Origin of the sequence: Nocardia sp. NPDC006982 (genome assembly GCF_042869435.1) — a bacterium.
GTDB lineage: Bacteria > Actinomycetota > Actinomycetes > Mycobacteriales > Mycobacteriaceae > Nocardia.
The window spans coordinates 1869531-1893734 of sequence record NZ_JBIAFV010000001.1; the positions used below are offsets into that span (position 1 = coordinate 1869531).

Sequence of the window (24204 nt, forward strand, 5' to 3'; positions counted from 1 at the left end):
ACAACGAAGGCCAGGAGTTTCGATGAAGCAACCAGTGCTGGCGAAGGAAACCGCTACCGAGACCACCGATTCGGAGGCGATGGCCGAGGACTCGGCCGTGGACGAGGAGGCCGCATCGCCTTCCTGGCGGCGTCGCTGGGTACCTCGCGCCGCGGTCGGCGCCATCGCCGTCGTCGCGGTATCGGCATCGGTGCTCGCGGGCATTCTCGGCTGGAAATTGCACGACCGCGACGAGGTCGATACCGCGGCCCGGCAGGCCGCGACCACCGCGCAGAACTACGCGATCACGCTGACCAGCATCGATTCCCAGCACATCGATCAGAATTTCGCCGCCGTCCTCAGCGGTGCGACCGGTGAATTCAAGGACACCTACTCCCAGTCCAGTAACCAACTCAAGACGCTGCTGGTCCAGAACAACGCGGTGAGCAAGGGAAAGGTGGTGGGCTTCAGTATCAAGTCGGCGACGAAGGATCGGGTCGAGGTAATGCTGTTCGTCGATCAGGAGGTCACCAACTCGGTGAGCCCCGATCCACGGATCGATCGCAGCCGCATGATCATGACCATGGAACGGGTCGGCGACAGCTGGCTGGCCGGCAAAGTGGAGTTGGTGTGATGTGACCGATCAATCCTCCGCACCGTCGGTCACGCGGATAAAGAACTGGGGACGCGGCTATCTGCACCGTCATCCGGTCGCATCGCTCGATACGGTCGGTGCCCAGTTCGTCCTGGGTGTGCGAGCCGTGCAGTATCTCGTAATCGACCTAACGACAGGCCGTTTCGCATTCAAGGAGTTCGTGCGGCAGTCCGCTTTCATGATCAAAACCGCCTACCTGCCGACCATCGCGGTCGCATTGCCCATCAGCGCGACACTCTCGATCCAGTTCGGGTTGATAGCCGGTCAGGTGGGGGCGACCTCGCTGGCCGGTGCGGCCAGTGGTCTCGCGGTCATCCGCCAGGCGGCGCCGGTGGTCACGGCGATGCTGCTTGCGGCGGCCGTCGGCTCGGCGATCTGCGCCGATCTCGGCGCCCGCACCATCCGAGAAGAGATCGATGCACTCGAGGTGATGGGTGTTTCGGTGCTGCGCAAACTGGTGGTGCCGCGGGTGGCCGCCGGGGTGCTGGTCGCGGTCGGGCTGACCGGGCTCAGCGCCTTCGTCGGATTCCTCGCCGGATATATGTTCAATGTCTATGTCCAGGGCGGTACGCCCGGTAGTTTCATCGCCACCTTCTCCTCGTTCGCGCGCATCGGCGATATGTATCTGGCGGTGGTCAAGGCCGTGGTGTTCGGACTCATCGTGACCGTCGTCGCGTGCCAGAAGGGATTGAGCACCAAGGGCGGTCCCGGCGGGGTCGCGAATTCGGTCAATGCCACCGTGGTGGCCTCGATCGTGCTGCTCATGGTGGTGAACGTGGGCTTCACCCAGATGTACACCATGCTCTTTCCGCGGCAGGCGCTCTGAGATGGCCGCGCCGTACTATCCGCTGCACTTCAGGCAGGTGCTCCGCGTTGCCGACGCACCATTACGTGGAGCCATGCGCCTCGGGCATATGGCCATATTCTTCCTGCGTGCGCTCGCCTCCATTCCGGTCGTCCTGCGCCACTACCGCAAGGAACTACTGCGCCTGATCTCCGACATCACCTGGGGCAATGGATCTCTCATCGTCGGCGGCGGTACGGCGGGCATCATTGTCGTGCTCGGCGCGAGCGGCGGTGCACTGGTGGGGATCGAGGGCTACAGCGCACTGAAATTGCTCGGCATCGGCCCGGCGACAGGTCTGGTCTCGGCGACCGCGTCCACGCGCGAACTGGCTCCGATCATGGCTTCCATCGCCTTCGCATCCCAGGCGGGCTGCAGATTCACCGCCCAACTCGGCGCCATGCGCATCGCCGAGGAGATCGACGCGATGGAGACACTCGCGATCCGGTCCATCCCCTACCTGGTGACCACCCGGCTCATGGCCTCGGTGGCCGCGATCGTTCCGCTCTATCTCGTCTGTCTGGCAATGAATTTCGTCGCGGTCGAGGTGGCCATCGGCGTCGCGGGCAGCCAATCACCCGGCACCTACGACCACTACTTCCGCATGGTGCTCAGTGCGACCGATGTTGCGTATTCGCTGGCCAAGGCCGTCGTCTTTGTCGTGATCACGACAACCATCCAGTGCTACTTCGGCTATTACTCCGCGGGCGGTCCGGTGGGCGTCGGCATTGCCGCCGGTCGTGCGATGCGCGCCAGCATCACCGTCATGATCTGTGTCAATCTGCTGATGACGCTGGCCCTTTGGGGATTCGATTCGGGAGCGCGAATCAGCGGCTGACCGCACCGCCCGACTACTGCCCGCAGCCATGGGCGGATCGCCGGCGTCGGCCGACACTTCGGCTCAACTATTGAACGCCACACAGTCGTGAGAATAGAATTCTCCTAGAATGCGAAGGAGAGTTTCATGCCCAAATGGGATCTGCCCTACCCGCTGTTCGATGCCGACAACCACCTCTACGAGACGAAGGAGGCGCTGACCACCTACCTTCCCAAGCACTATCGAAACGCGGTCAAGTACGTCGAGGTCGACGGTCGCACCAAAATCGCGATCCGCGGCCAGATCAGCGAGTACATCCCCAACCCGACCTTCGATGTGGTCGCGCCTCCCGGGGCGATGGAGGAGTACTTCAAGAACGGCAATCCCGATGGCAAGAGCATGCGCGAGATCTTCGGCAAGCCGATCCGCTCGACGCCCGCCTTCCGCGAACCGGCGCCCCGCCTGGAACTGATGAACGAGCTCCAGATCGACCGCGCCCTGATGTTCCCGACCCTGGCCAGTCTGGTCGAGGAACGCATGAAGGACGATCCGGAGCTGATCCACGCGGTCGTGCACTCGCTCAACCAGTGGCTGCACGAGACCTGGTCGTTCAACTACTCCGACCGCATCTTCACCGTGCCGGTGATCAGCCTGCCCATCGTGGAGAAGGCGATCGAGGAACTGGAGTGGGTCGTCGAGCGCGGCGCCCGGGCGATCCTGGTCCGGCCGGCACCGGTGCCCGGCCTGCACGGACCGCGCTCGTTCGCTCTGCCGGAATTCGATCCGTTCTGGAAGCGCGTGGTCGAACTGGACGTGCTGGTGACGATGCACTCCTCCGACAGCGGATATTCCCGCTTCGCCTCCGAATGGGACGGCCGCCAGCAGGAGATGCTGCCGTTCGTGACCAACACCTTCAAGATGATCAACGAGTGGCAGCCGATCCGCGACGCGATGGCGTCCTGGGTCTGCCACGGTGCACTCTTCCGGTTCCCGGAGCTGAAGATCGCGGTCATCGAGAACGGCGCCGAATGGCTGCCCGGACTGCTGGAAACCCTCGCCAAGGTATACAAGAAGGCCCCGCAGGGCTTCCCTGGCGATCCGGTCGAGGCGGTCAAGAAGATCCACGTCAGCCCGTTCTGGGAGGAGGATCTGGTCGCCCTGTCGGATCTCATCGGCGCCGACCATGTGCTGTTCGGATCGGATTATCCGCATCCGGAGGGACTGGCGGAACCCGCCCGCTACGTCAACGAGATCAAGGATCTCCCCCTGGACGACCAGGCGAAGATCATGGGCGGCAACCTCGCCCGGCTGCTGAACGTGTAGTTGTCCCGTTGCCCGCGTTGCTGTTTGCGGCGCGGGCACCAGGGACTAACCGGCTGTCCGCACCGCTGCCATTGCGCCGCCGTCCACGAGCAGGTCGATACCGTTGAGAAAGCTCGCCTGGTCCGACAGCGCGAATGCGACGGCGGCGGCGACTTCGTCCGCGGAACCCCTGCGCCGCAACGGTGTTCGCTGCACCAGCGCCGCCATGCCCGGATGGTTGTCGGCTTCCTGGCGCCCCTGCGGAGTGTCGATGATGCCGGGTGAGACCGAGCAGATGCGCGCGCCGACCGGGCCGAGGCGCACCGCCTCATGCGCCACGAAGCGGTGTACGCCGCGTTTCGCCCAGCTGTAGGCGAGACCGGGATCTTCGACGGCGGGGCCGAGCGCATCGTGGATGCGCTCGAGAAACTTCTCATCGAGCGGATCGTCCACAACCGCGAGGCCGGCCGGGTCCGGCGCGACAGGATCGAGCAGCGGAGCCATCGAAGCGAAACACACCATGGCCGTGCCGGTTACGGCCAGCGGGCGCAGGGCCTGCGCGAGCAGCGCGGTCCCGATCAGATCGACGGTGAAGATCCGGCGCCAGTCACCCATCGTCGGAGAGATACCTGCGGCGTGGGCGACAGCCCGCAGTGCGCCGTGCCGATCCACCCGCTCGGCGAGCCGCGCCAGCCCTTCGGCGTCGGTGACGTCGAGCTCCACCGCTTCGACTGCGGCACCGCCATTTTCGGCCAACTGGTCCCGCGCGGCAGCCGCGGCGGCCGCGTCCCGATCTACCACGAGCAGTATGTCGACCATCTCGGCCATTCGTTGTGCGCAGGCATAGCCCATACCGCGACCCGCGCCCGTCGCGATACCCACTGTTGTCACGTGTCGCTCCGATCGGTCGTGGGCGCGGCCCAGCACTGGGCCAGGCTCGATTCCGCGGCCCGGTCGACCAGTTCCACCCGAAAGCCGTTGGCCCCGCGCAGGAATGCGAAGAACAGCTGCCCGTCGGCGCCGGGCCGGGTGGCCTCGGTGACGTAGCCGTGCCGCACCAGCTCCGCGGCATCGGCGGCCATATCGTCGGACCAGTACCCGACGTGGTGGAGTCCGGCCGCCCCCGCGGGTTCCCACAGTGTGCCCGCGACACTGCGTACGATCTCGAGGCGCGGCACGGTCGTGGAGTATCGGCATTTCAACTCCAGGACAGCCGTCCTGGTGTCGGGCAGGTCCACCGACACCGGCCCGCCGACCTCCGGCCCCCACTCGTATCCGAGTACGGACGACAGCGTCGCCACGGTGGCCTCGAAGTCCGCCGCGACGATCCCGATATGGAACTGATCCTCGGCCCTCACGACAGGACCTCCATTCGGCTCGAAATTCCTGGAAGAATTGCATTCCGCATCACGAGAAGAATATTCTCATCATGCGAGAGGAGATGCAATGGCATGGGATTTCGAGACTGATCCGGAGTATCAGAAGAAGCTGGACTGGGCCGACGAGTTCGTGCGCGCGGAAGTCGAACCACTCGATCTGGTCTGGGAGCACGAGCAGTTCGTGCCACTCGACGGGACACGGCGCAAGGCGATCCAGCCCATGAAGGAGGAGGTGCGGCGTCAGGGCCTGTGGGCCACACATCTTGGTCCGGACCTCGGCGGCCAGGGTTATGGACAGCTGAAACTGGCCCTGCTGAACGAGATTCTGGGCCGCTCGTCCTGGGCGCCGATCGTCTTCGGCTGTCAGGCGCCCGATACCGGCAACGCCGAGATCATCGCCCACTACGGGACGGCCGACCAGAAGCAGCGCTACCTGCAGCCGCTGCTGGACGGTGAGCTGTTCTCCAGCTATTCGATGACCGAACCGCAGGCCGGCGCCGATCCGGCCCAATTCCAGACCAGGGCGGTGCGCGACGGCGACGACTGGATCATCAACGGCTGGAAGTACTTCTCCTCCAACGCCCGAACCGCCTCATTCCTGATCGTCATGGCGGTGACGAATACCGACGTCAGCCCTTACAAGGGCATGTCGATGTTCCTCGTGCCGACCGACACCCCGGGCATCAATATCGTGCGCAACGTCGGCCTGTACGGCGAGCCGATGAACGACGGCAGCCACGCACTGATCCATTACGAAAACGTGCGCGCGCCGGCCGAATCCCTGCTCGGCGGCGAGGGCCAGGCCTTCGTCATCGCGCAGACCCGCCTCGGCGGCGGCCGCATCCACCATGCGATGCGCACCATCGGGCTCGCGCAGAAGGCCATCGACATGATGTGCGAGCGGGCCCTGTCTCGTACCACCGCGGGCAGCAGGTTGGCCGATAAGCAGTTCGTACAGGGCTACATCGCCGACTCCTACGCCCAGCTGGCCCAGTTCCGGCTGTTCGTACTGCACACCGCCTGGAAGATCGACAAGTACAACGACTATAAGAAGGTCCGCAAAGACATCGCCACGGCCAAGATCGTCATGCCGACCGTGCTGCACGATATCGCCTGGCGCGCAATGCAAGTGCACGGAGCCCTGGGCACCACCAACGAGATGCCGTTCTTCCGGATGATCCACGGAGCCGGTGTCATGGGGCTGGCCGACGGGCCGACCGAGGTGCACAAGACCACCGTGGCCAAGCAGGTGCTGCGCGACTACGAGCCCACAGACGGCATGTGGCCCACCGAATGGATTCCCGGAAAGCAGGAAGCCGCCCGGGCGAAGTTCGCCGAATATCTCGAGCACGAAGTAGGGAACCAGTGAGCATCGATACCACCCGGCTCGCCGATTGGATGGACGGCCAGGGCCTGCCCGGTAAGGGCGAACCCCTCGAAACCCGCTTCCTGTCCGGCGGCACCCAGAACGAGATCTATCAGATCCGCCGTGGCGAACACGTCAGCGTTCTGCGCATACCACCTGCCGGGGCGCCCGCCGAACGGGATGCGGGCATTCTGCGCGAGTGGCGGATCATCGAGGCCCTCGAAGGCACCGATGTCCCGCATACCGCCGCCGTCGGAGTCTGCACCGACTCCGACGTGCTCGGCCGCACCTTCTACCTGATGGGCTTCGTCGACGGCTGGTCGCCGATGGACCATCGCGGCGTATGGCCGGAGCCGTTCGACTCCGACCTGCAGGCGCGGGCCGGACTCGGCTACCAGCTGGCCGAGGGAATCGCATTGCTGTCCAAGGTGGATTGGCAGGCGAAGGGCCTGCGGGATCTGGGCCGCCCGGACGGCTACCACGAGCGACAGGTGTCGCGGTGGCTGAGCTTCTACGACAAGATCGATGGCGCGCGCACGCTCGACGGCATGGACGTGGCCACCGAATGGCTGCGCACCCACCGCCCGCTGGACTACATCCCCGGCCTGATGCACGGCGACTACCAGTTCGCCAATGTGATGTTCCAACACGGCGGACCGGCGCGGCTCGCGGCGCTGGTGGACTGGGAGATGGGGACGGTCGGCGACCCGAAGCTCGATCTGGGCTGGATGCTGCAGGGTTGGCCGGAAGACACCAGCGACCCGTCCGTTGCCACCAAGGGCTACGCCAATATGCAGTACATGCCTTCGCGTGACCAGATGCTCGCGCACTACGCGCAGGTATCCGGACGCCAAGTCGACGATATCGACTACTACCTGATCCTGGCCAAATGGAAGCTCGCCATCGTGCTCGAGCGCGGTTTCCAACGCGCCAAGGGTGACGTCAAGCTGGCGGCGTTCGGACCGATCGTGGTCGACACCATGCGCGCCGCCGCCGAATTGGCCGAGAGTACGGAGTACAAGTAATGAGCGACGCGGAGTTCGTACTCGACCGGCACGGCCCGGTCATGGTCGTCCGGCTCAACCGTCCGGATGCGCGAAATGCGTTGACCGGCACCATGATGCGCGGAATCGGCGCGGCGATAATCGCGGCCGAGGCCGATCCGCTGGTGCGGGCCGTCGTGCTCACCGGCACCGGTGATCGCGCCTTCTGCTCGGGAATGGATCTGCGCGCCTTCGCCAGTGGCGAAGACTTCGGCAAGGGCGCGGAGGCCGAGGCCTACGGGCGGCTGGCCAAGGGGCAGGTGAGTGTCCCGGTGATCGGCGCGGCCAATGGCAGCGCCGTCGGCGGCGGCCTCGAACTACTGCTGGGCTGCGATCTGATCGTGGCGTCCGCAGCGGCGAAATTCGGCTTCCCCGAGGTCAAGCGGGGACTCTTCGCCGGTGGCGGCGGCACCTTCATCGGCACCCGGATCCCGCTCGGCATCGCACTCGAACTGCTACTGACCGGTGATCTCGTCGACGCGGGGCGCGCCGAGCGGATCGGTCTGGTGAACGCGGTGGCCGAACCGGATGCCGTGTTCTCGACCGCGCTGGCATTGGCCGAGCGGATCGCCGCCAACGCACCACTCGGGCTGGCCGCTTCGAAAGAGCTGGCCCGCCTTGCGGTTTCGGATGCGGCCGCGGCCACCGACCGACTCGGCAAGTGGCAGGCATTGGTATTCGGCAGCGAAGACGCCAGGGAGGGCGCCCGCGCCTTCGCCGAGAAGCGCCCGCCGAACTGGCGAGGCCGGTGAGATGCGCGCGGTGATCTGCCCGGCCTACGGGCCGCCGGAGGTCGTGCGCATCGAAGACCGTGCGGCGCCCGCACTCGAATCGGGACAGGTTCGAGTGCGCGTCGGCGCCGCCGCGGTCAATTTCCCGGACGTCCTGGTGATCGCGGGCGAATATCAGATCAAGGTGCCGACACCGTTCGTGCCCGGCAGCGAATTCGCCGGTGCGATCACCGAAACCGCCGACGACGTCACCGAATTCGCCATCGGCGACCGGGTCACCGGCACCGGGATCGCCGGGGCGTTCGCGGAAGAGGTCACCGTGCCCGCCGCGGGACTCGGCCGCATCCCCGACGGAGTCGACGACCACTGTGCGGCCGCGTTCGGCGTCGCATATCGGACGGCGTATCACACACTGCGTTCGATGGCACGGGTGCAGCCCGGGTACCGGCTGCTCGTACTCGGGGCCGGTGGCGGAGTCGGACTTGCGGCGGTGCAACTCGGGGTGCATTTGGGCGCAGAGGTCACCGCCGTTGCATCCTCCGCTGAAAAGCTCAGTGCCGCAGCAGCTTACGGTGCCACCGGACTGATCGACCACACCAGCGGCGACCTGCGCGCGGCGCTGAAGCAAGCACTGCCCGAGGGCGCCCATGCCGCCGTCGACCCGGTCGGTGGGCGACTATCCGAGCCCGCACTGCGGTCGCTGCGCCGCAGCGGGCGGTTCGTCACCGTCGGCTTCGCCTCCGGCGAGATTCCGCGCATCCCGCTGAATCTCGTGCTGGTCAAGGGAATACAGGTGCTCGGCTTCCAATTCCAGGATCTGGATCCCGGCGAATTCCGCCGCAACGAGGACGAATTGCGGGAGCTGCTGACCACCGGCCGGGTACTTCCGCATATCAGCGCGGTGTATCCGCTTACCGAGGCTGCCACCGCACTACGGCGCGTCGCCGATGGGCAGGTCATCGGCAAAATCCTGCTCGATATGAAAGCGTAGTCCGACGCAGCGGAACCTGTTGACCACCAACTGGAGTCACGCTGACGACGTGATCGAGACGTAGTGGTGCCGCGGCGCATCCGACCACGACCGGATCGCTGTAGGCAAGATCTGCGTCGAAACCGCCGTACCCGTGGGCGACGCGCCCCTATGCGATCAACTCGTCGATGGTGTCGGCCTCGACGGCGCGTACGAACCAGGTCGTCATCTGGTCGAGGTCTGTGCAAGTAGTAATACAGGCACGCACATCCTCGGGTACCGCCATCTCACGCAGTTCCAGGATCCGCAAGATGGATGCGGCCCAAACTTTCGCCTCAGCTTTAGCGCGGCATTCAGCACGGATTGCCTGCCACCACTCAGAACGAAGGAACCACGTGGGCACCGTCATCAACAACCCCTGTGCGGTCAGTCCCTCCTACGCGAAGAGGTCATCGATGGAGTCAGCCCCGAGGGCGCGATCAAACCAGGCGGCCAGTTGGTCGTGATCTGTGCATGAACCGATTCGGGCACGCACATCGTCGGGTACCGCAATCCCACGCAGTTCCAACAGCCGCAAGATGGATTTGGCCCCACCCCGGGCCTCACCTTCAGCGCGAACTTCCTGCCAGTATTCGGACCGGAGGAACCACGTGGGCACCGTCATCAACAACCCCTGTGCGGTCAGTGCGCCCTACGCGAAGAGGTCATCGATGGAGTCGGCCTTGACGGCCAGGGCGAACCAGACATCCAGTTGGTCGGCGTCCATGCAGGTAAGGATTCTGGTGCGTACGTCGTCGGGTACCGCAATCTCGCGGAGTTCCAAGAGCCGAACGATGTATTCGGCACGGGTCACCGCACGGGTCTCCTCCCAGAACTCGGAACGGAAGAACGAAGTATCCACGGTCATCAACTGCCTCCAGGTCTGTCCGGCCGGGCCTTTGCCCAACCCGAGTGCGGTGAGTTCGGCGAAGATCACGCGGTCAGGCTTATCGATGCTCCGCAGCGCGGTGGCCAGCGTGTTCATTATGTCACCGATTACGGAATCGTCGGCGGCGTGTGTGATAGCCGAGAGCGTCGACAGCGGAATGTCTTTGACGGCGGCGTCCAGGTTGGTCACCACGGGAACATTGTCCGGGCCGAATACCAGTGGGTGAACGATGAGGCTGGTCCATTGCGGCGGGCCGATGGTAAGTGGCCCACGGGCCCAAGCGGCCGTGGAAGTGTCCTGGCAGACAACCAGCAGCACAGGGTGGAGCCGGTATTTAGCGTGCAGGTGCGCCAAGTAGTACGCCCAGGAGCTTGGTTTCTTCTTGTCCTCGTGTCCCTGGGCTTCGACGAGCAGCAGGAAGGCTTTCAGCAGTCTCTATCCGCAACAGGGTATCGACACGGCGCTCCAATGGGTCGATCTCGGTGAGATCGGTCGGCAGCAGCGCGACATCAATCGGATCCGAAAACGGCAGCCCCAGATCACGGATCGTGCGGGCGAATACGCCCGGATCCTGCCGGAAGAGGTGGTGCATAGCCTCATGCTGGGAGCTGACCATGCGCGCGAACATACTCGAAGAAATCGCAAATATGTTCGATCCAGCGAAATCGGTCCAGAATCGCCGGAATAGCTTGGGACACACCCGATGTCGTCCCGTGTGGCGCCCTCGGCGATTCCACGGGACGCCACCGCACAGCTACCGGACAGATCCACACATCTCAGAAACTCACCCCACCGGCAGCAGATCAGCCGCCAGGTGATCATGGGTTTCACTGCAGCGGAACATCTCCACATCCTCGAGCAGGTCGACCGGTTGTCCCAACGCCGTAAGTGCCCGTGCCTTGAAGGCTCGCGCGGCCACGCTCAGCCGGTGCTGCACTCCCTCGGTCCGGCAATCGAGTTCACTCGGACAGGCAGCGCCCCACACCGTCACTTCGAACGACCGATCCTCGATATTCTTCAGCACCCCCTGGCGGACTCGCGGATCGGATTCGAAAAGCTCTGCGGCGATTGCCATTCCGTTCGGCCACACGCCCGCATCCGATAGCGATGCCATCGAGGTCTCCAGATCCAGCACGGTTGCCCCGAGGATCCGCAGCGGTCGGATATCGGCGACATCGCCCACGCAGACGGTCACCTCCCACCCAGCCATCGCCCGGTCGAATAGCCAACCTCCCGAGTACCGCACCACATCGGCGATATCGGGGGCGATGACCGCCAGCCGATATCTCAGAGGGTGCTTGCGGGCATGAGCTCGCGCTCGAGCGAGCGGACGTACTCCGTGAATACCCGGTTCAGTGGTATCGAGGGGTCGAGCAGCCATGAGGTTTCCATCCCGTTGAGAAATGCGACTATCTCCACAGCCTTGACGGCAGGGTCCAGATCGGTGCGGTATCGGCCGGCGCGCTGACCGCGTCGGATGCCGCCGGCAATGGTGGCGACGGCGGCTCGGTACCGACCGAGCAGGCGATCGTGCAGGGGCGCGTCCGGGTCGAGATTCTCGACGAGCAGCACGGTGAACATGCCGACCAGATCCGGCGAGCGCCGGAATCGGTCGACGACGTTTTCGAGTTGCTCGATCAGATCGCGACGGCGGTCGGAATGGAGTTCGTCGTCGGTGTCGCGAGCCTCGAGTACCGCATGCAGCAACTGCTCCTTGGACTCGAAATGATGCAGCACCCCGGCCGTACTGACCCCGGCCTCCCGCGCGATCTGCGCCAGCGTCGTATTACGCCAGCCGTTGCGCGTGAGCAGTCGCTGTGCGACGGCGAGAATCTGCAGCTTGCGGTACTCACCTTTGGCGAGCAACGTCTCATATGGACGTGGGGTACCGGCTTCGGGATCGGGCACCGAACTCCTTCGTTCGATCAACCTACTTAAGACACAGTAGGTTGGTTCCGAGGCTGTGACAAGGGTCTCAGGTGGCCCAATTTTTGCGCTGGATCACAGACCGAGAGATTTGGCTATGATCATTTTCATCACCTCACTGGTACCGGCATAGATGCGGGCGACACGCGCATCGGCGTAGAGCCGGGCGATCGGATATTCCGTCATGTAGCCGTAGCCGCCGAACAGTTGCAGGCAGCGATCGACCACCCGCGCCTGCACCTCGGTGCAGAACAGCTTGACCCGGGCGGCATCGGCACCCGAGAGCTGCCCCTCGACCAATTCCAGCACCGCGCGATCCACCATCGTCTGGGCCGCCTCCACCTCCGTCGACAGCGCGGCCAGCTCGAATTTCGTGTTCTGGTAGGCCGCTACCGGCTGGCCGAAAACCTTGCGCTGCTGCACATATTCGATGGTGGCGGTGATCGCGGACCTGGCCTGCGCCACCGATCCGACGGCGACCGTTATCCGCTCCTGAGCGAGGTTGTGGCCGAGATAGGCGAACGCCTGCCCCTCGGCGCCGAGCCGGTTCGTCACCGGGACGCGCACATTGTCGAATGCCAACTCCACCGTGTCCTGCACCTTGCAGCCCAGCTTGTCCAGGACCCGGCCCTTGGTGAATCCGGTTCGGCCGCTTTCCACCACGATCAGGCTCAGGCCCGCGCGCCGGTTGTCCGGATCCGACGAGGTGCGTGCCACCACGATCACCAGATCCGCGAGCAGACCACCGGTGATGAAGGTCTTGGCGCCGTTGAGTATGTACTCCTCGCCGTCGCGGACCGCGGTGGTGCGCACACCGGCCAGATCGGAGCCGGTGCCCGGCTCGGTCATGGCGATCGCGGTCAGCAGTTTGCCGTCGGCCAGACCCGGAAACCAGCGCTCGCGTTGTTCGGCGTCGGCGTATTCCAAGAAGTAGGGCAGGATCACGTCGATCTGGGTGCGGACGGTACTGAGCGTGACGAGCGCGCGGTAGGCCTCCTCCTGCAGCACGGCATTGAACCGGTAGTCCCGCATGCCGCCGCCCCCGTATTCCTCGGGGATGGCGGTGCCGAGCAAGCCGAGTTCGCCCATCCGCTCGAAGATTTCGCGCGGCATCTGCCCGGCCCGCTCCCAGTCCGGGTAGTGCGGCACCACCTCCTTATCGATGAATTCGCGGGCCAGCTGCCGGAATGCCTCGTGGTCTTGGGTGAAAATGTCTCGGCGCACGGTCGGCTCCTTCAGTGCACGAGTTCGACGACGGTGGCGTTGGCGGTGCCGCCGCCCTCGCACATGGTCTGCAGGCCATAGCGAATTCCGTTGTCGCGCATGTGGTGGATCATCCGGGTCATCAGTACGGCGCCGGAACCGCCGAGCGGATGGCCGAGGGCGATCGCGCCGCCCAGCGGATTGAGCAGGTCCGGGTCGGTACCGGTTTCGGCCAGCCACGCCAGCGGGATCGGGGCGAATGCCTCGTTCACCTCGAAGACACCGACTTCGGACAGATCGATACCGGCCTTGCGCAATACCTTCTCGGTGGCCGGAATCGGACCGGTCAGCATGAGTACCGGATCGGCACCGGTGACCGCACCGGCCCGATACCGCACCAGCGACGTCAGGCCCAACTCGCGCGCCTTTTCCGCAGTCGTCACCAATAGCGCCGCGGCGCCGTCGGAGATCTGCGACGAGTTTCCGGCATGGATAACGCCATCGGCCTGGAAGGCGGGTTTGAGCCCGGCCAGTTTCTCGACCGTGCTGCCGGGCCGGATGCCCTCGTCGGCGATCACCGTCCCGGAATCGGTTGCGACGGCGACGATCTGCTCCTCGAACGCGCCGCGGTCCTGAGCGGCGGCGGCCCGTTCGTGCGACAGCACCGAGAACTCGTCGAGCCGGGTGCGCTCGAAACCCCATTTCTGTGCGATCAATTCGGCGGAAATGCCTTGGTTGAACGAGAAATCGTCATAGCGGGCAGAAGCTTTCGGGCCGTAGGGCATGCCGTCGGCGCGCGCGGCACCCAGCGGCACCCGGCTCATCACCTCGACGCCGCCCGCGACCACGACCTCCTGCGCACCCGACGCCACTGCTTGCGCGGCGAAATCCAGTGCCTGCTGGCTGGATCCGCAGGCCCGGTTCACCGTGGTGCCCGGAATGGTTTCCGGCCAGCCCGCGGCGAGCACCGCGTAGCGCCCGATATTGCTGGACTGGTCGCCGACCTGGGAGACACAGCCCCAGATGACGTCGTCGATGACCGCCGGGTCGATGCCGGTGCGGCCCGCCAGCGCATTGAGCACGATCGCCGACAGATCGGCGGGATGCGTACCCGACAGTCCGCCATTGCGTTTGCCGATCGCGGTCCGCACCGCTCCGGCAATGACTACCTCACGAATCTGCTGTACTCCCGTTTTCGGACCGGCCCGCGCCGCGGACCGGTGGTCTGTGCACGGTCCAGCGACCGTCGAACTGCGGTTCTCGTTTCTCGGCGAAGGCCGCGAATGCCTCCGGGGCGTCCGAGGTGGCGAAATTGAGGCCCTGCGCGGCGGCCTCCCCGGCGAGCGCTTCGCGCAGGGTGTGATCGGCACCCGTGTTGAGCAGTGCCTTGGTTTGTGCCAGCGCCACCGGCGGGCCCGCCGCCAGCCGCGCAGCGAGATCGGTGACGTAGGAGTCGATTTCGTCCGCGGGAACCACCCAGGTCACCAGATTCAGTTCCCGCGCCTGTTCGGCGTCGATCATTTCGCCCAGCAATGCCAACCGCTTGGCCTGTTGCAGCCCGACCAGTTTCGGTAGCAGCCACGAGCCGCCCAGATCCAGCGAAAGGCCGCGGCGGGCGAAGATCTGCGAGAAGCGGGATTCGGGCGTGGCGACCACCAGATCGCAGCCGAGCGCCAGATTCCATCCGGCGCCGACGGCAACGCCGCTCACCTTCGCGACCGTCGGCATCGGCAGCTCATGCAGCAGCAACGCCACATCGGTCAATGCCCGCATGCGATAGACCGGATGCCCGTTGTCGGGCACCGAAATGTCGGCGCCGGAACAAAAAGCGCCACCGGCCCCCGTGAGCACCAGCGCTCGCACGGTGCGATCGGCCGCGGCGGCCCGCAGCGCATCCGCCAGCGCCTGCCACAGTTCGGCATCGATCGCGTTCTTGCGATCAGGCCGATTCAGGGTCAAGGTTCGTACACCGTCACGATCCTCGGTCAGCAGCGGCCTCAGCATGCCCGCTCCGCGGGTTGCCGATATGCCGGACCGATTGCACCTGCCTCGCGGAGTTCGGCGATATCCTCACCGCCGCAGCCGATTTCGGCCAGTACGGCGTCGGTGTGCTCGCCGAGACCGGGAACCGCGCCCATGGGCGGATCGAAACCGTCGACAATGGCCGGTGGCAGCAGCGACGGGATCGGGCCGGACGGGGTGTCGATGCTTCGCCACCGATCGCGGGCCGACAGCTGCGGGTGCGCGATGACCTCGCTGGGCAGGTTGTAGCGCGAGTTGCCGATCCCTGCCGCGTCGGCGAGCTCCTGAATCCGCGCGAGATCGTGTCGGGCGCACCAGGATCCGATGGCCTCGTCAAGAATGTCGCGCCGCTTACAGCGGTCCGGATTGGTGCGCAGGCCCTGGTCGTCGGCCAGGTCGGGGCGGTCGATGATGTCGCGGGCCAGCCGCTGCCACTCCCGATCGTTGGTGGTGCCGATCACCACGGTCTGTCCGTCCGCGGTGCGGTAGGCGCCGTAGGGCGCGACCGCCGCCGAGCTCATGCCCAGCGGTTGCATATCGATTCCGGAGTGCCTGGCGTAGGTGAGGTGATAGCCCATCACATCGGCCATGGTGTCGAACAGGCTGACCGCGATCGTCGCGCCGGCATCCGATCCCCGGCGCTGTCGTCCGCACAGCGATGCCAGAATCGACAGCGCCGCATACTGTCCCGTGATGACATCGGCCATCGGCGGGCCCGGTTTCGCCGGGGCACCCGGATATCCGGTCACCGCGCACACCCCCGATTCGGCCTGCACCAGCAGGTCGTAGGCGCGCTTGTGCGACAGCGGCCCACCCGAACCGAATCCGTCGATCGATACCGCGATCAGATCCGGGTGCCGCTCGGCCAGGTCCGCCGGTGCGAGACCGAGCCGATCGGTCGCACCGGGCGCCAGATTCGATACCAGTACCTCGGCCCGATCCAGCAAGCGATGCAGAATCGCCACGCCCGCAGGCGTTTTCAGGTCGAGGGTCACCGATTCCTTGCCGCGGTTGACCCAGACGAAATGCGCCGCCTGCCCCTCGACCACATCGTCGTAATAACGGGCGAAGTCGCCGCCATCCGGATTTTCGATCTTGATCACGCGGGCGCCGAAATCGGCGAGTGTACGGGTGCACATCGGCGCCGACACCGCCTGTTCCAGGGCGACGACGGTGATACCCGCCAATGGTCCCTGCGCCGTATCCGGCATCACATCACCATGCCGCCGTCCACCGGCAGCACCTGCCCGGTGACGAACGAAGCGGCATCGGAGGCGAGGAAGACGAAGGCGCCGGCCACCTCCGCCGGATCGGCCCAGCGCCGCAACGGAATTCGATTCAGCATCTGCGCCGCGAACTTGTCTCCGGTGCGAATGGTCTCGGTCATCGGCGTGGCCGCCAGCGGCGCCAGCGCGTTCACCAGGATGTTCTTGCGCGCCAATTCGCGAGCCAGGGATTTGGTGATGCCGACGATGGCCGCCTTGGCCGCGGAGTAGTTGACCTGCCCCAGCGTGCCGACCAGCCCGGCCGACGAGGTGACGTTGATGATGCGCCCGGTGCCGTCGGTCGGCAGGTATGGCAAGGCCGCCTGCGAGCAGTTGAAGGTGCCCAGCGTGTGGATCTCGAACAGGCGCCGCATCGAGTCGACATCGGTATCGGCGAACATGTGCGGATCGGTGACCCCGGCATTGTTCACCACGATATGCAGTGTGCCGCCGGCCAATTCGGCCGCCTTGGCCGCGGCGGCGTCGGCGGCCGCCCGGTCGGACACGTCGAGGGCGAAACTCGCCGCGCTACCACCGTTTCCGATGATCTTCTCGGCGACGGCCGCGGCGGCGTCCGCGTCGACGTCGGTGACCAGCACCGCCGCGCCCTGCGCGGCCAGGGCCTGCGCCACCGCGGAGCCGATGCCGCCCGCCGCTCCGGTGACCATTGCGGCCCGCCCGGTCAGCTCGAAAAGTCCGTTCTTGGCTGCCATTCGGTAATTTCCTGTCTCTGCTAATAGCTTCTGGGTAGGCCCAGCGTGTGGGAGCCCAGGTAGTTCAGAATCATTTCCTGGCTGATCGGGGCGATCCGCATGACGCGGGACTCCCGGAAATAGCGGGATACGTTGTATTCCTCGGCGTAGCCCATGCCGCCGTGGGTCTGCAGCGCCCGGTCGGCGGCGGTGAATCCCGCGTCGGCGCACAGATATTTGGCGGTATTCGCCTCGCGTCCACACGATTTTCCGTTGTCGTAGAGCCAGGTCGCCTTGCGCAGCACCAATTCCGCGGCATCCAGGTGAGCCAGTGAATCGGCCAGTGGGAATTGGATGCCCTGGTTCATGCCGATCGGCCTGCCGAATACCACGCGCTCCCTGGCGTATTTCGTGGCGCGGTCGAGTGCGACGCGTCCCAGCCCGAGTGCCTCGGCGGCGATCAGCATGCGCTCGGGATTCAGGCCGTCGAGCAGATAGCTGAATCCCTTGCCCTCCTCCCCCACTCGATCCTCGACCGGAATGCGCAGCCCGTCGATGAACACCTCGTTGGAGGTGACGGCATTGCGGCCCATCTTCGTGATCGGCCGGATATCGACGTGCGCGCGATCGAGGTCGGTGAGGAACAGCGTCATGCCGTCGGTCTTCTTGGTGACCTCGTCGTAGCGCTGGGTGCGGGTCAGCAGCAGGATCTTCTCCGACTCCATCGCCTTGGAAATCCATACCTTGCGTCCGTCGACGACATAGTGGTCGCCATCGCGGCGCGCGAAGGTGGTGATGTGGGTGGTGTCCAGGCCCGCACCGGGTTCGGTGACGCCGAAGCACACGTGCAGATCACCGGTGGCGATGCGCGGCAGCGTCCGCTGTTTCAATTCCGCGGACCCGTGCACGATCACCGGATGCATCCCGAAGATCGACATATGAATCGAGCTCGCGGCATTCATGCCGCCGCCCGATCGTGACACCTCCTCGGCCAGCAGTGTGGCCTCGGTGATGCCCAACCCGTGCCCGCCGTATTCCTCCGGGATCGTGATGCCCAGCCAGCCACCCTCGGCGATCGCGTTGTAGAACTCCGTCGGGAATTCGTGCGCCTGATCCTTTCCCATCCAGTACTGGTCGTCGAACTTGCGGCACAGTTCGGCGACCGTGCTGCGGATCAGTTGCTGATCCTCGGTGAGTTCGAAACTCATGCCTCCGACGTTCGTGTCGTCGCGCACGGGGCAACCCCTTTCAGTCGGAGGCAGGCAGCGCTTTGGCGGCCTTCAAGGTCATCGCGGCCCCATCGCAGGTCAGCTCGCCGGTACCGGAACTGGTGCACAGCAACTCGACGGTTTCCGCCGCGTCGACATAGCGCTTGCCGATCAACGTGACCGCCTCCGCCCCAGCCGATTTCGCGGGCGGGGCGGTGGCCGCGGGCACCATGGGCGCGCCACCGCACGCGATTTCCGGCCGAGCGTCGGCGGGCGCCCGGACCACCACCACCCGCGTGCCGCATACGGTGCTGGCGAACTGTTCACCGGGACGAATCGGCGCCGTCATGGTGAATCTCCTTTCCACTCGGGCTGACCTCTCCAGTCATTACGCTCTCGCTATCAGAAAACTATATTCTCATTCTAGGAGAATCAACATCTGATCGGAAGATGAGCATGACTGAGCAGCGACGAGCACGGGCGATCGCGATGACCGCCGCCGAACGAGACGCCTTCCTGCAGAGCCAGCCGATCTGCCGGGTCGCCACCCTCGGCCCCGGCGGACACCCGCATACCAGCCCACTGTGGTTCGCCTGGGACGGCACCGCCCTGTGGCTCAACTCGCTGGTGCGCAGCCAGCGGTGGACCGATATCACCCGCGATCCACGGATCAGCGCGATCGTCGACGACGGCGGGACCGACTTCCTGCAACTGCGCGGCGTCGAACTGCGCGGACGCGTCGAAGTGGTCGGCGAAACGCCGCGCACCGGCACACCGGTCGAGGAGCTCGCCGAACCGGAGCGGCTGTTCGCCGGCAAGTACATGGGCGGGCAGCCGTTTCGGTACGACGGTCGCCACGGCTGGCTGCGGCTGACGCCGGAACACGTCGTCAGCTGGGATTTCGCCCGGTTACAACGCCGACGTTGACTATCGCATCCGTCCATGGAAATCTAGTCTTCAGTTTTGGAGAATGTAATTCTCATGAGAGGAGGACAGGAATGCGTCTGCCGCCGTTGCCCGCGGACCAATGGGACGACCGGACCCGCGACGCCTTCAAAGGGCTACTGCCGCGCGCGATCCGCAACGCGGAAGGGGCAGGCCCAGCCATGGGACCGCTGGCCCGGCACCCGGACCTGACCGAGGCCTACCTCGGATTCAGCGTCTACCTGCTGTTCCGGTCCACACTGCCGCCCCGGGTGCGCGAGTTGACGATCCTGCGGGTCGCCCACCGGCGCGGCTGTGCCTACGAGTGGGCCCATCATCTGCGGTTCGGCCAGGATGCCGGACTGACCCTCGACGAGATCGAGGCCGTCACCCGCGGCGAGGCCGCCGACGACTTCGACCGCCTCGTCCTCACCGCCGTCGACGAACTCGACGACAAATCCGAACTGTCCGACCAGACCTGGGCGGCACTTGCCGAACGACTCGATGAAAAGCAGCGCATGGACCTGGTTTTCACGGTCGGCGGCTACATCCTGCTGGCCATCGCGCTCAACACCTTCGGCGTACAGCCCGACCCTGAAAGGTAAATCCCTTGCCACACTTCACCAAACCGACGGCGGGCAGCTGGACGGAGAACTATCCCGAGCTCGGCACCGAGATGGTCGACTTCACCGACTCGACCGATCCCCAGTTCTACAAGGACGAGCAGGAAGCCATCTTCAAGAAGAGCTGGCTCAATGTCGGCCGGGTGGAGCGGTTGCCCCGTGTCGGCAGCTATTTCACCAGGGAGCTGGCCTGCGTCAACGCCTCGATGATCATCGTCAAGGACCACGATCAGCAGGTGCGGGCCTACTACAACATCTGCAGGCACCGCGGCAACAAACTGGTCTGGGACGACTTCCCGGGCGAGGAGACCGCCGGTAGCTGCAGGCAGTTCACCTGCAAGTACCACGCCTGGCGCTACAGCCTCGAGGGCGAGGCCACCTTCGTCCAGCAGGAGAAGGAATTCTTCGACCTCGACAAGAGCAAGTTCGGGCTCAAGGCCGTGCGCTGCGAGGTGTGGCAAGGCTTCATCTTCATCAACCTCGACGACAACGCGCAGCCGCTGGAGGAGTACCTCGGCGCATGGGCGAAAGGCCTGGAGGGCTACCCCTTCCACGAGATGACCGAGGTCTACAGCTACAAGGCCGAGATCGGCAGCAACTGGAAGCTGTTCATCGATGCCTTCGCCGAGTTCTACCACGCGCCGGTGCTGCATATGAAGCAGGCGGTCAAGGACGAGGCCGACAAGCTGCTCAATGTCGGCTTCGAGGCACTGCACTACGAGTGCTGGACCCCGCATTCGATGGTGTCCTCGTGGGGCGGTATGGCCCCGCCCAAGGACATCAATATGGTCAAGCCGATCGAGCGCGAATTGCGCAGCGGCCTGTTCGGTCCGTGGGACCGGCCCGATATCGAGGGCCTGGATCCGCTTCCGTCCGGTGTCAACCCCGCAGGCCACAAGGCCTGGGGCATCGACGAATTCGAGGTCTTCCCCAACTTCGGCATCCTCATCTGGGCGCCGGGTTGGTACCTGACCTACCACTACTGGCCGACCGCGGTGAACAAGCACATCTTCGAGGCGAATCTGTACTTCGTGCCGTCGAAGAGCGCGCGTGAACGTCTCGGCAAGGAACTGGCGGCGGTCACTTTCAAGGAATACGCGCTGCAGGACGCCAACACCCTCGAGGCGACCCAGACCATGCTCGAGACCGGTGTGATCACCGAATTCCCGCTCAACGACCAGGAAGTGCTGCTGCGCCACCTGCACCTCACCGTTCAGAAGATCGTCAAGGAGTACCGCGATGCCCGAAACAACTGAGAAGGCGCTGCCCGCCGAATTCGCCGACCTGGAGCGGTTTTCGGACTGGATCCTGGCCACCGAGCCCGAGCGTTACGCCAAGCGGCTCGCCTCCCCGATGGAGGAGATGCAGGACCTGTACGACACCGTTTTCCCGCGCCTGCAGGCGGCGCTGGACTACTGCGACAAGTTCGAGTTGTCCGAGCTGCCCGATGACGCCCGGCACCTGTTCCACCTGCTGCAGTCGCTGGTGATGGTGTCGTTCCCGATCGAGGTGTGGAAGCAGCCGCGGGTGCCCGACTCCGGCGCCGCTTACCTCGACGTGGTCAAGGAGCCGGTGGTCTAACCCATGCTGACACTGAAGGCGGCCGGTCTACTCGATATCGACACCGGCGAGATAATCCGACCCGGCATCGTTCGCGTCGACGGCGATCGGATCGTCGGCGTCGGCGCGACCGCGGACGACGCCGACGAGGTCATCGATCTCGGTGATGTGGTGCTGCTGCCCGGCCTGATGGATATGGAGGTCAACCTCCTGATGGGCGGGCGCGGCGAGACCGGCCTGGCCTCCAGTGTGAAAGACGATCCGGCACTGCGCATGCTGCGTGCGGTGGGCAATGCCCGCCGCACGCTGCGAGCCGGTTTCACCACCGTGCGCAACCTCGGATTGTTCGTGAAGACCGGCGGCTACCTGCTGGATGTGGCGCTCGGCAAGGCGATCGACGCGGGCTGGATCGAGGGTCCGCGGATCGTCCCGGCGGGCCACGCGATCACACCCACCGGTGGCCACCTGGATCCGACCATGTTCTCCGCCTTCGCGCCCGATGTGCTGAAGCTGACCCTCGAGGAGGGCATCGCCAACGGCGTCGACGAGGTGCGCAAGGCGGTGCGCTACCAGATCAAGCATGGCGCGCAGCTGATCAAGATCTGCGTCTCCGGTGGCGTCATGTCGCTAACCGGAGCACCTGGGGCGCAACACTATTCGGACGAGGAGCTGCGCGCGATCGTCGACGAGGCGCACCGGCGCGGGCTCAAGGTCGCCGCGCACACGCACGGGGCCGATGCGGTCAAACATGCCGTCGAGGCCGGAATCGACTGCATCGAGCACGGCTTCCTCATCGACGACGAGGCGATCAAGATGATGGTGGCGGCGGGCACCTGGTTGGTGCCGACCACCCGGCTCGCCGATGCGATGGATGTGTCGAAGGCGGATCCGGCATTGCAGGCCAAGGCCGCCGAGATGTTCCCGAAGGCCCGCACCTCGGTCAAGGCGGCCTACGACGCCGGAGTGAAGATCGCCGTCGGCACGGACGCGCCGGCGATTCCGCACGGCCGCAATGCCGATGAATTGGTGGCACTGGTCGAACGCGGCATGAGCCCGATCGACGTCCTGCGCGCGGCCACCGTGCGCGCGGCCGAGCTGATCGATGTCACCGACCGCGGGCGGCTGGCCGAGGGTCAGCTGGCCGACATCATCGCCGTGCCGGGAGATCCGGTGCGCGATATCACCGTCACCCAGAACGTGCGGTTCGTCATGAAAGGCGGCAAGGTCCATGTCCAGAAATGATGATCTGCTGGAGATCCAGCAGCTGCTGGCCCGCTACGCGGTGACGATCACCAAGGGCGATATCGATGGCCTGCTCGCGGTATTCACCCCCGACGGCACCTACAGCGCATTCGGCGACACCTATACCCTCGACCTGTTCCCGGAGCTGGTCGCGGCCGCGCCGAAGGGCCTATTCCTCACGGGCACACCGGTTCTCGATATCGACGGTGACACCGCCGCGGGCACCCAGCCGCTGTGCTTCATCGACCACAGCACCCACGATATGCGTATCGGCTACTACACCGACAGCATCGTGCGAACCGAAGCGGGATGGCGGCTGAAGACGCGCCGGATGACCTTCATCCGCCGCAGCGGCGTGCACGATTCGGGCATCCCACACGCCTTCGAGAACACCCGCGGATGACCATGGACGTGTCCGAATTCCGGTCCGGTGTGCGGGCGTGGCTGGACGAGCACGATCTGTCCCCCGGTCCGGATCATTCGTTGGACGGTCAGGTCGCGCAGTTGGCCCGCGTGCGGCGGGCCCTCTACGACGCGGACTGGATGCGCTACGGCTGGCCCGCCGAGATCGGCGGTCTCGGTGGGCCCGCCATGCTCCGCGCGATTCTCGGTGAGGAGGTGGCCACCCGCGACCTGGCCGAGCCCGGACTCTATTCGATGGTCGAAGTGCTTGCGCCCACGATGATTTCGTATGCGCGCCCGGAGTTGGCGGCGGAAATGGTGCCGTTGCTGCTGTCGGGTCGTGAGCAGTGGTGCCAGGGCTTCTCGGAGCCGGGTTCGGGCAGCGACCTCGCCTCGCTGACGACGAAAGCCGTTGCGCGCGGCGATGATTGGGTGGTCAACGGGCAGAAAGTGTGGACCAGTCTCGCCCAGTACTCGGCGCGCTGTGTCCTGCTGACCCGCACGGCCCCCGGACACGACGGGATCACCGCGTTCTTCCTCGATATGGACTCCCCCGGCATCACGGTGCGCCCGCTGCGCACCATGCACGGCGTCGACGAATTCGCCGAGGTGTATTTCGACGATGTCGTGATACCCGGCGACCGCATGCTCGGGCGGCCCGGCGATGGCTGGCGCGTCGCGATGGATCTGCTCCCGCACGAGCGCTCCACCTGCTTCTGGCACCGCGGCGCCTATCTTTTCACCCGGCTCGACCGCTTGGCGGGCGCGGCCACGGTGGCCGACGATGCCGACCTCGGCGCCGCCTATCTGGCGCTGCACACGCTGCGCTGTCGCTCCCGGCTGACCCAGCAGCGGTTGGCCGCCGGCGAGCATCTCGGACCGGAAACCTCGATCGACAAGGTGCTACTGGCCGGTGCCGAACAGCAACTGTTCGACACCATGCGCGACATGCTGCCCGGCTCGGTAGAGCTGACCGATCCCGAATTGCGCACCGAATTCCTCTATTCGCGCGCGGCCACCATCTACGGTGGCACAGCCGAGATCCAGCGCAATATCATCGCGCGCCGTCTGCTCGACCTGGGCAAGGAGTAGGCCGTGACCAGCATCGATACCGATACCGCCG

29 protein-coding genes are annotated in these 24204 nt (G+C 65.4%); 15 read left to right on the plus strand and 14 right to left on the minus strand.

All coding sequences use genetic code 11. The features are described from left to right. Positions 1-22: 22 nt before the first annotated feature. From ACFYOW_RS08455 to ACFYOW_RS08470, 4 genes are all read left to right on the plus strand, one after another. Positions 23-613 carry a hypothetical protein gene (locus ACFYOW_RS08455; RefSeq protein ID WP_387285767.1) on the plus strand — a complete coding sequence of 197 codons (591 nt, stop codon included), beginning with the start codon at positions 23-25 and terminating at the stop codon, positions 611-613. Position 614: 1 nt separating this feature from the next. After that, positions 615-1460, plus strand: coding sequence for an MlaE family ABC transporter permease (locus tag ACFYOW_RS08460; protein ID WP_387285769.1), 846 nt, complete (start codon positions 615-617; stop codon positions 1458-1460). A gap of 1 nt (position 1461) precedes the next feature. Then, complete coding sequence (locus tag ACFYOW_RS08465; protein ID WP_387285771.1) at positions 1462-2316, plus strand: ABC transporter permease; 855 nt, start codon at positions 1462-1464, stop codon at positions 2314-2316. 126 nt (positions 2317-2442) lie between these two features. Then, positions 2443-3618 carry an amidohydrolase family protein gene (locus tag ACFYOW_RS08470; protein WP_387285773.1) on the plus strand — a complete coding sequence of 392 codons (1176 nt, stop codon included), beginning with the start codon at positions 2443-2445 and terminating at the stop codon, positions 3616-3618. Between the two features lie 45 nt (positions 3619-3663). On the opposite strand, the gene ACFYOW_RS08475 is transcribed toward ACFYOW_RS08470, so the two are convergent. After that, positions 3664-4488, minus strand: coding sequence for an SDR family oxidoreductase (locus ACFYOW_RS08475; RefSeq protein WP_387285774.1), 825 nt, complete (start codon positions 4486-4488; stop codon positions 3664-3666). Continuing rightward, positions 4485-4955, minus strand: a complete 471-nt coding sequence (locus tag ACFYOW_RS08480; protein ID WP_387285776.1) for a VOC family protein — start codon at positions 4953-4955, stop codon at positions 4485-4487. Before ACFYOW_RS08480 ends, ACFYOW_RS08475 begins: the two co-directional genes overlap by 4 nt. An 88-nt stretch (positions 4956-5043) precedes the next feature. On the opposite strand from ACFYOW_RS08480, the gene ACFYOW_RS08485 reads away from it, so the two are divergent. Genes ACFYOW_RS08485 through ACFYOW_RS08500 form a run of 4 tightly spaced genes read left to right on the plus strand, consistent with a single transcriptional unit; the run spans position 5044 to position 9107 of the window. Then, positions 5044-6345 carry an acyl-CoA dehydrogenase family protein gene (locus ACFYOW_RS08485; RefSeq protein WP_387285778.1) on the plus strand — a complete coding sequence of 434 codons (1302 nt, stop codon included), beginning with the start codon at positions 5044-5046 and terminating at the stop codon, positions 6343-6345. Positions 6346-6374: 29 nt separating this feature from the next. Then, positions 6375-7367 (plus strand): phosphotransferase family protein, encoded by a 993-nt coding sequence (locus tag ACFYOW_RS08490; protein ID WP_387286079.1) that lies wholly within the window; start codon positions 6375-6377, stop codon positions 7365-7367. Next, positions 7367-8137: an enoyl-CoA hydratase-related protein gene (locus tag ACFYOW_RS08495; RefSeq protein ID WP_387285779.1), complete on the plus strand. Its 771-nt coding sequence runs from the start codon at positions 7367-7369 to the stop codon at positions 8135-8137. The genes ACFYOW_RS08490 and ACFYOW_RS08495 overlap by 1 nt, the downstream gene beginning before the upstream one ends. Position 8138: 1 nt before the next feature. Further along, entirely contained in the window at positions 8139-9107 is a 969-nt protein-coding gene (locus ACFYOW_RS08500) for an NADPH:quinone oxidoreductase family protein (RefSeq protein ID WP_387285781.1), read from the plus strand. 148 nt (positions 9108-9255) lie between these two features. Here the strand turns inward: ACFYOW_RS08500 and ACFYOW_RS08505 are convergent, their stop codons facing one another. The 12 genes from ACFYOW_RS08505 to ACFYOW_RS08560 form a co-directional block, all read right to left on the minus strand. After that, positions 9256-9495, minus strand: a complete 240-nt coding sequence (locus ACFYOW_RS08505; protein ID WP_387285783.1) for a hypothetical protein — start codon at positions 9493-9495, stop codon at positions 9256-9258. Between the two features lie 282 nt (positions 9496-9777). Continuing rightward, positions 9778-10206, minus strand: a complete 429-nt coding sequence (locus ACFYOW_RS08510; RefSeq protein ID WP_387285785.1) for a hypothetical protein — start codon at positions 10204-10206, stop codon at positions 9778-9780. 142 nt (positions 10207-10348) lie between these two features. Next, positions 10349-10630: a hypothetical protein gene (locus ACFYOW_RS08515; protein ID WP_387285787.1), complete on the minus strand. Its 282-nt coding sequence runs from the start codon at positions 10628-10630 to the stop codon at positions 10349-10351. A gap of 168 nt (positions 10631-10798) precedes the next feature. Further along, positions 10799-11224 (minus strand): hypothetical protein, encoded by a 426-nt coding sequence (locus tag ACFYOW_RS08520; protein ID WP_387285789.1) that lies wholly within the window; start codon positions 11222-11224, stop codon positions 10799-10801. A 77-nt stretch (positions 11225-11301) separates the two neighbouring features. Beyond that, a complete protein-coding gene (locus ACFYOW_RS08525; RefSeq protein ID WP_387285790.1) occupies positions 11302-11922 on the minus strand; it encodes a TetR/AcrR family transcriptional regulator in 621 nt (206 codons plus the stop codon). A gap of 93 nt (positions 11923-12015) precedes the next feature. Next, a complete protein-coding gene (locus ACFYOW_RS08530) occupies positions 12016-13164 on the minus strand; it encodes an acyl-CoA dehydrogenase family protein (protein WP_387285792.1) in 1149 nt (382 codons plus the stop codon). Between the two features lie 11 nt (positions 13165-13175). Further along, a complete protein-coding gene (locus ACFYOW_RS08535) occupies positions 13176-14321 on the minus strand; it encodes a thiolase family protein (protein WP_387286081.1) in 1146 nt (381 codons plus the stop codon). Then, positions 14314-15147: an enoyl-CoA hydratase/isomerase family protein gene (locus tag ACFYOW_RS08540; protein WP_387285794.1), complete on the minus strand. Its 834-nt coding sequence runs from the start codon at positions 15145-15147 to the stop codon at positions 14314-14316. Before ACFYOW_RS08540 ends, ACFYOW_RS08535 begins: the two co-directional genes overlap by 8 nt. After that, positions 15141-16376 carry a CaiB/BaiF CoA transferase family protein gene (locus ACFYOW_RS08545; RefSeq protein WP_387285796.1) on the minus strand — a complete coding sequence of 412 codons (1236 nt, stop codon included), beginning with the start codon at positions 16374-16376 and terminating at the stop codon, positions 15141-15143. Before ACFYOW_RS08545 ends, ACFYOW_RS08540 begins: the two co-directional genes overlap by 7 nt. Further along, positions 16376-17143, minus strand: a complete 768-nt coding sequence (locus ACFYOW_RS08550; RefSeq protein ID WP_387285798.1) for an SDR family NAD(P)-dependent oxidoreductase — start codon at positions 17141-17143, stop codon at positions 16376-16378. The genes ACFYOW_RS08545 and ACFYOW_RS08550 overlap by 1 nt, the downstream gene beginning before the upstream one ends. A gap of 20 nt (positions 17144-17163) precedes the next feature. Beyond that, complete coding sequence (locus ACFYOW_RS08555) at positions 17164-18330, minus strand: acyl-CoA dehydrogenase family protein (RefSeq protein WP_387285799.1); 1167 nt, start codon at positions 18328-18330, stop codon at positions 17164-17166. A gap of 40 nt (positions 18331-18370) precedes the next feature. Then, positions 18371-18679 carry a hypothetical protein gene (locus ACFYOW_RS08560; protein WP_387285801.1) on the minus strand — a complete coding sequence of 103 codons (309 nt, stop codon included), beginning with the start codon at positions 18677-18679 and terminating at the stop codon, positions 18371-18373. 107 nt (positions 18680-18786) lie between these two features. Here ACFYOW_RS08560 and ACFYOW_RS08565 point away from each other — a divergent pair, with 107 nt between their 5' ends. The 7 genes from ACFYOW_RS08565 (at position 18787) to ACFYOW_RS08595 (ending at position 24173) form a co-directional block, all read left to right on the plus strand. After that, a complete protein-coding gene (locus ACFYOW_RS08565) occupies positions 18787-19257 on the plus strand; it encodes a pyridoxamine 5'-phosphate oxidase family protein (protein WP_387286083.1) in 471 nt (156 codons plus the stop codon). Between the two features lie 71 nt (positions 19258-19328). Further along, positions 19329-19859, plus strand: coding sequence for a carboxymuconolactone decarboxylase family protein (locus ACFYOW_RS08570; protein WP_387285803.1), 531 nt, complete (start codon positions 19329-19331; stop codon positions 19857-19859). A gap of 5 nt (positions 19860-19864) precedes the next feature. Beyond that, positions 19865-21133, plus strand: a complete 1269-nt coding sequence (locus tag ACFYOW_RS08575) for an aromatic ring-hydroxylating dioxygenase subunit alpha (protein ID WP_387285805.1) — start codon at positions 19865-19867, stop codon at positions 21131-21133. Beyond that, the gene (locus tag ACFYOW_RS08580) at positions 21117-21458 is read left to right on the plus strand and encodes a hypothetical protein (protein WP_387285807.1); all 342 of its coding nucleotides are present in this window, start codon (positions 21117-21119) and stop codon (positions 21456-21458) included. The genes ACFYOW_RS08575 and ACFYOW_RS08580 overlap by 17 nt, the downstream gene beginning before the upstream one ends. Positions 21459-21461: 3 nt before the next feature. After that, complete coding sequence (locus ACFYOW_RS08585; RefSeq protein WP_387285809.1) at positions 21462-22679, plus strand: amidohydrolase family protein; 1218 nt, start codon at positions 21462-21464, stop codon at positions 22677-22679. Next, the gene (locus ACFYOW_RS08590) at positions 22666-23082 is read left to right on the plus strand and encodes a nuclear transport factor 2 family protein (RefSeq protein ID WP_040700292.1); all 417 of its coding nucleotides are present in this window, start codon (positions 22666-22668) and stop codon (positions 23080-23082) included. Before ACFYOW_RS08585 ends, ACFYOW_RS08590 begins: the two co-directional genes overlap by 14 nt. 2 nt (positions 23083-23084) lie before the next feature. After that, a complete protein-coding gene (locus ACFYOW_RS08595; RefSeq protein ID WP_387286085.1) occupies positions 23085-24173 on the plus strand; it encodes an acyl-CoA dehydrogenase family protein in 1089 nt (362 codons plus the stop codon). Positions 24174-24204 lie beyond the last annotated feature (31 nt).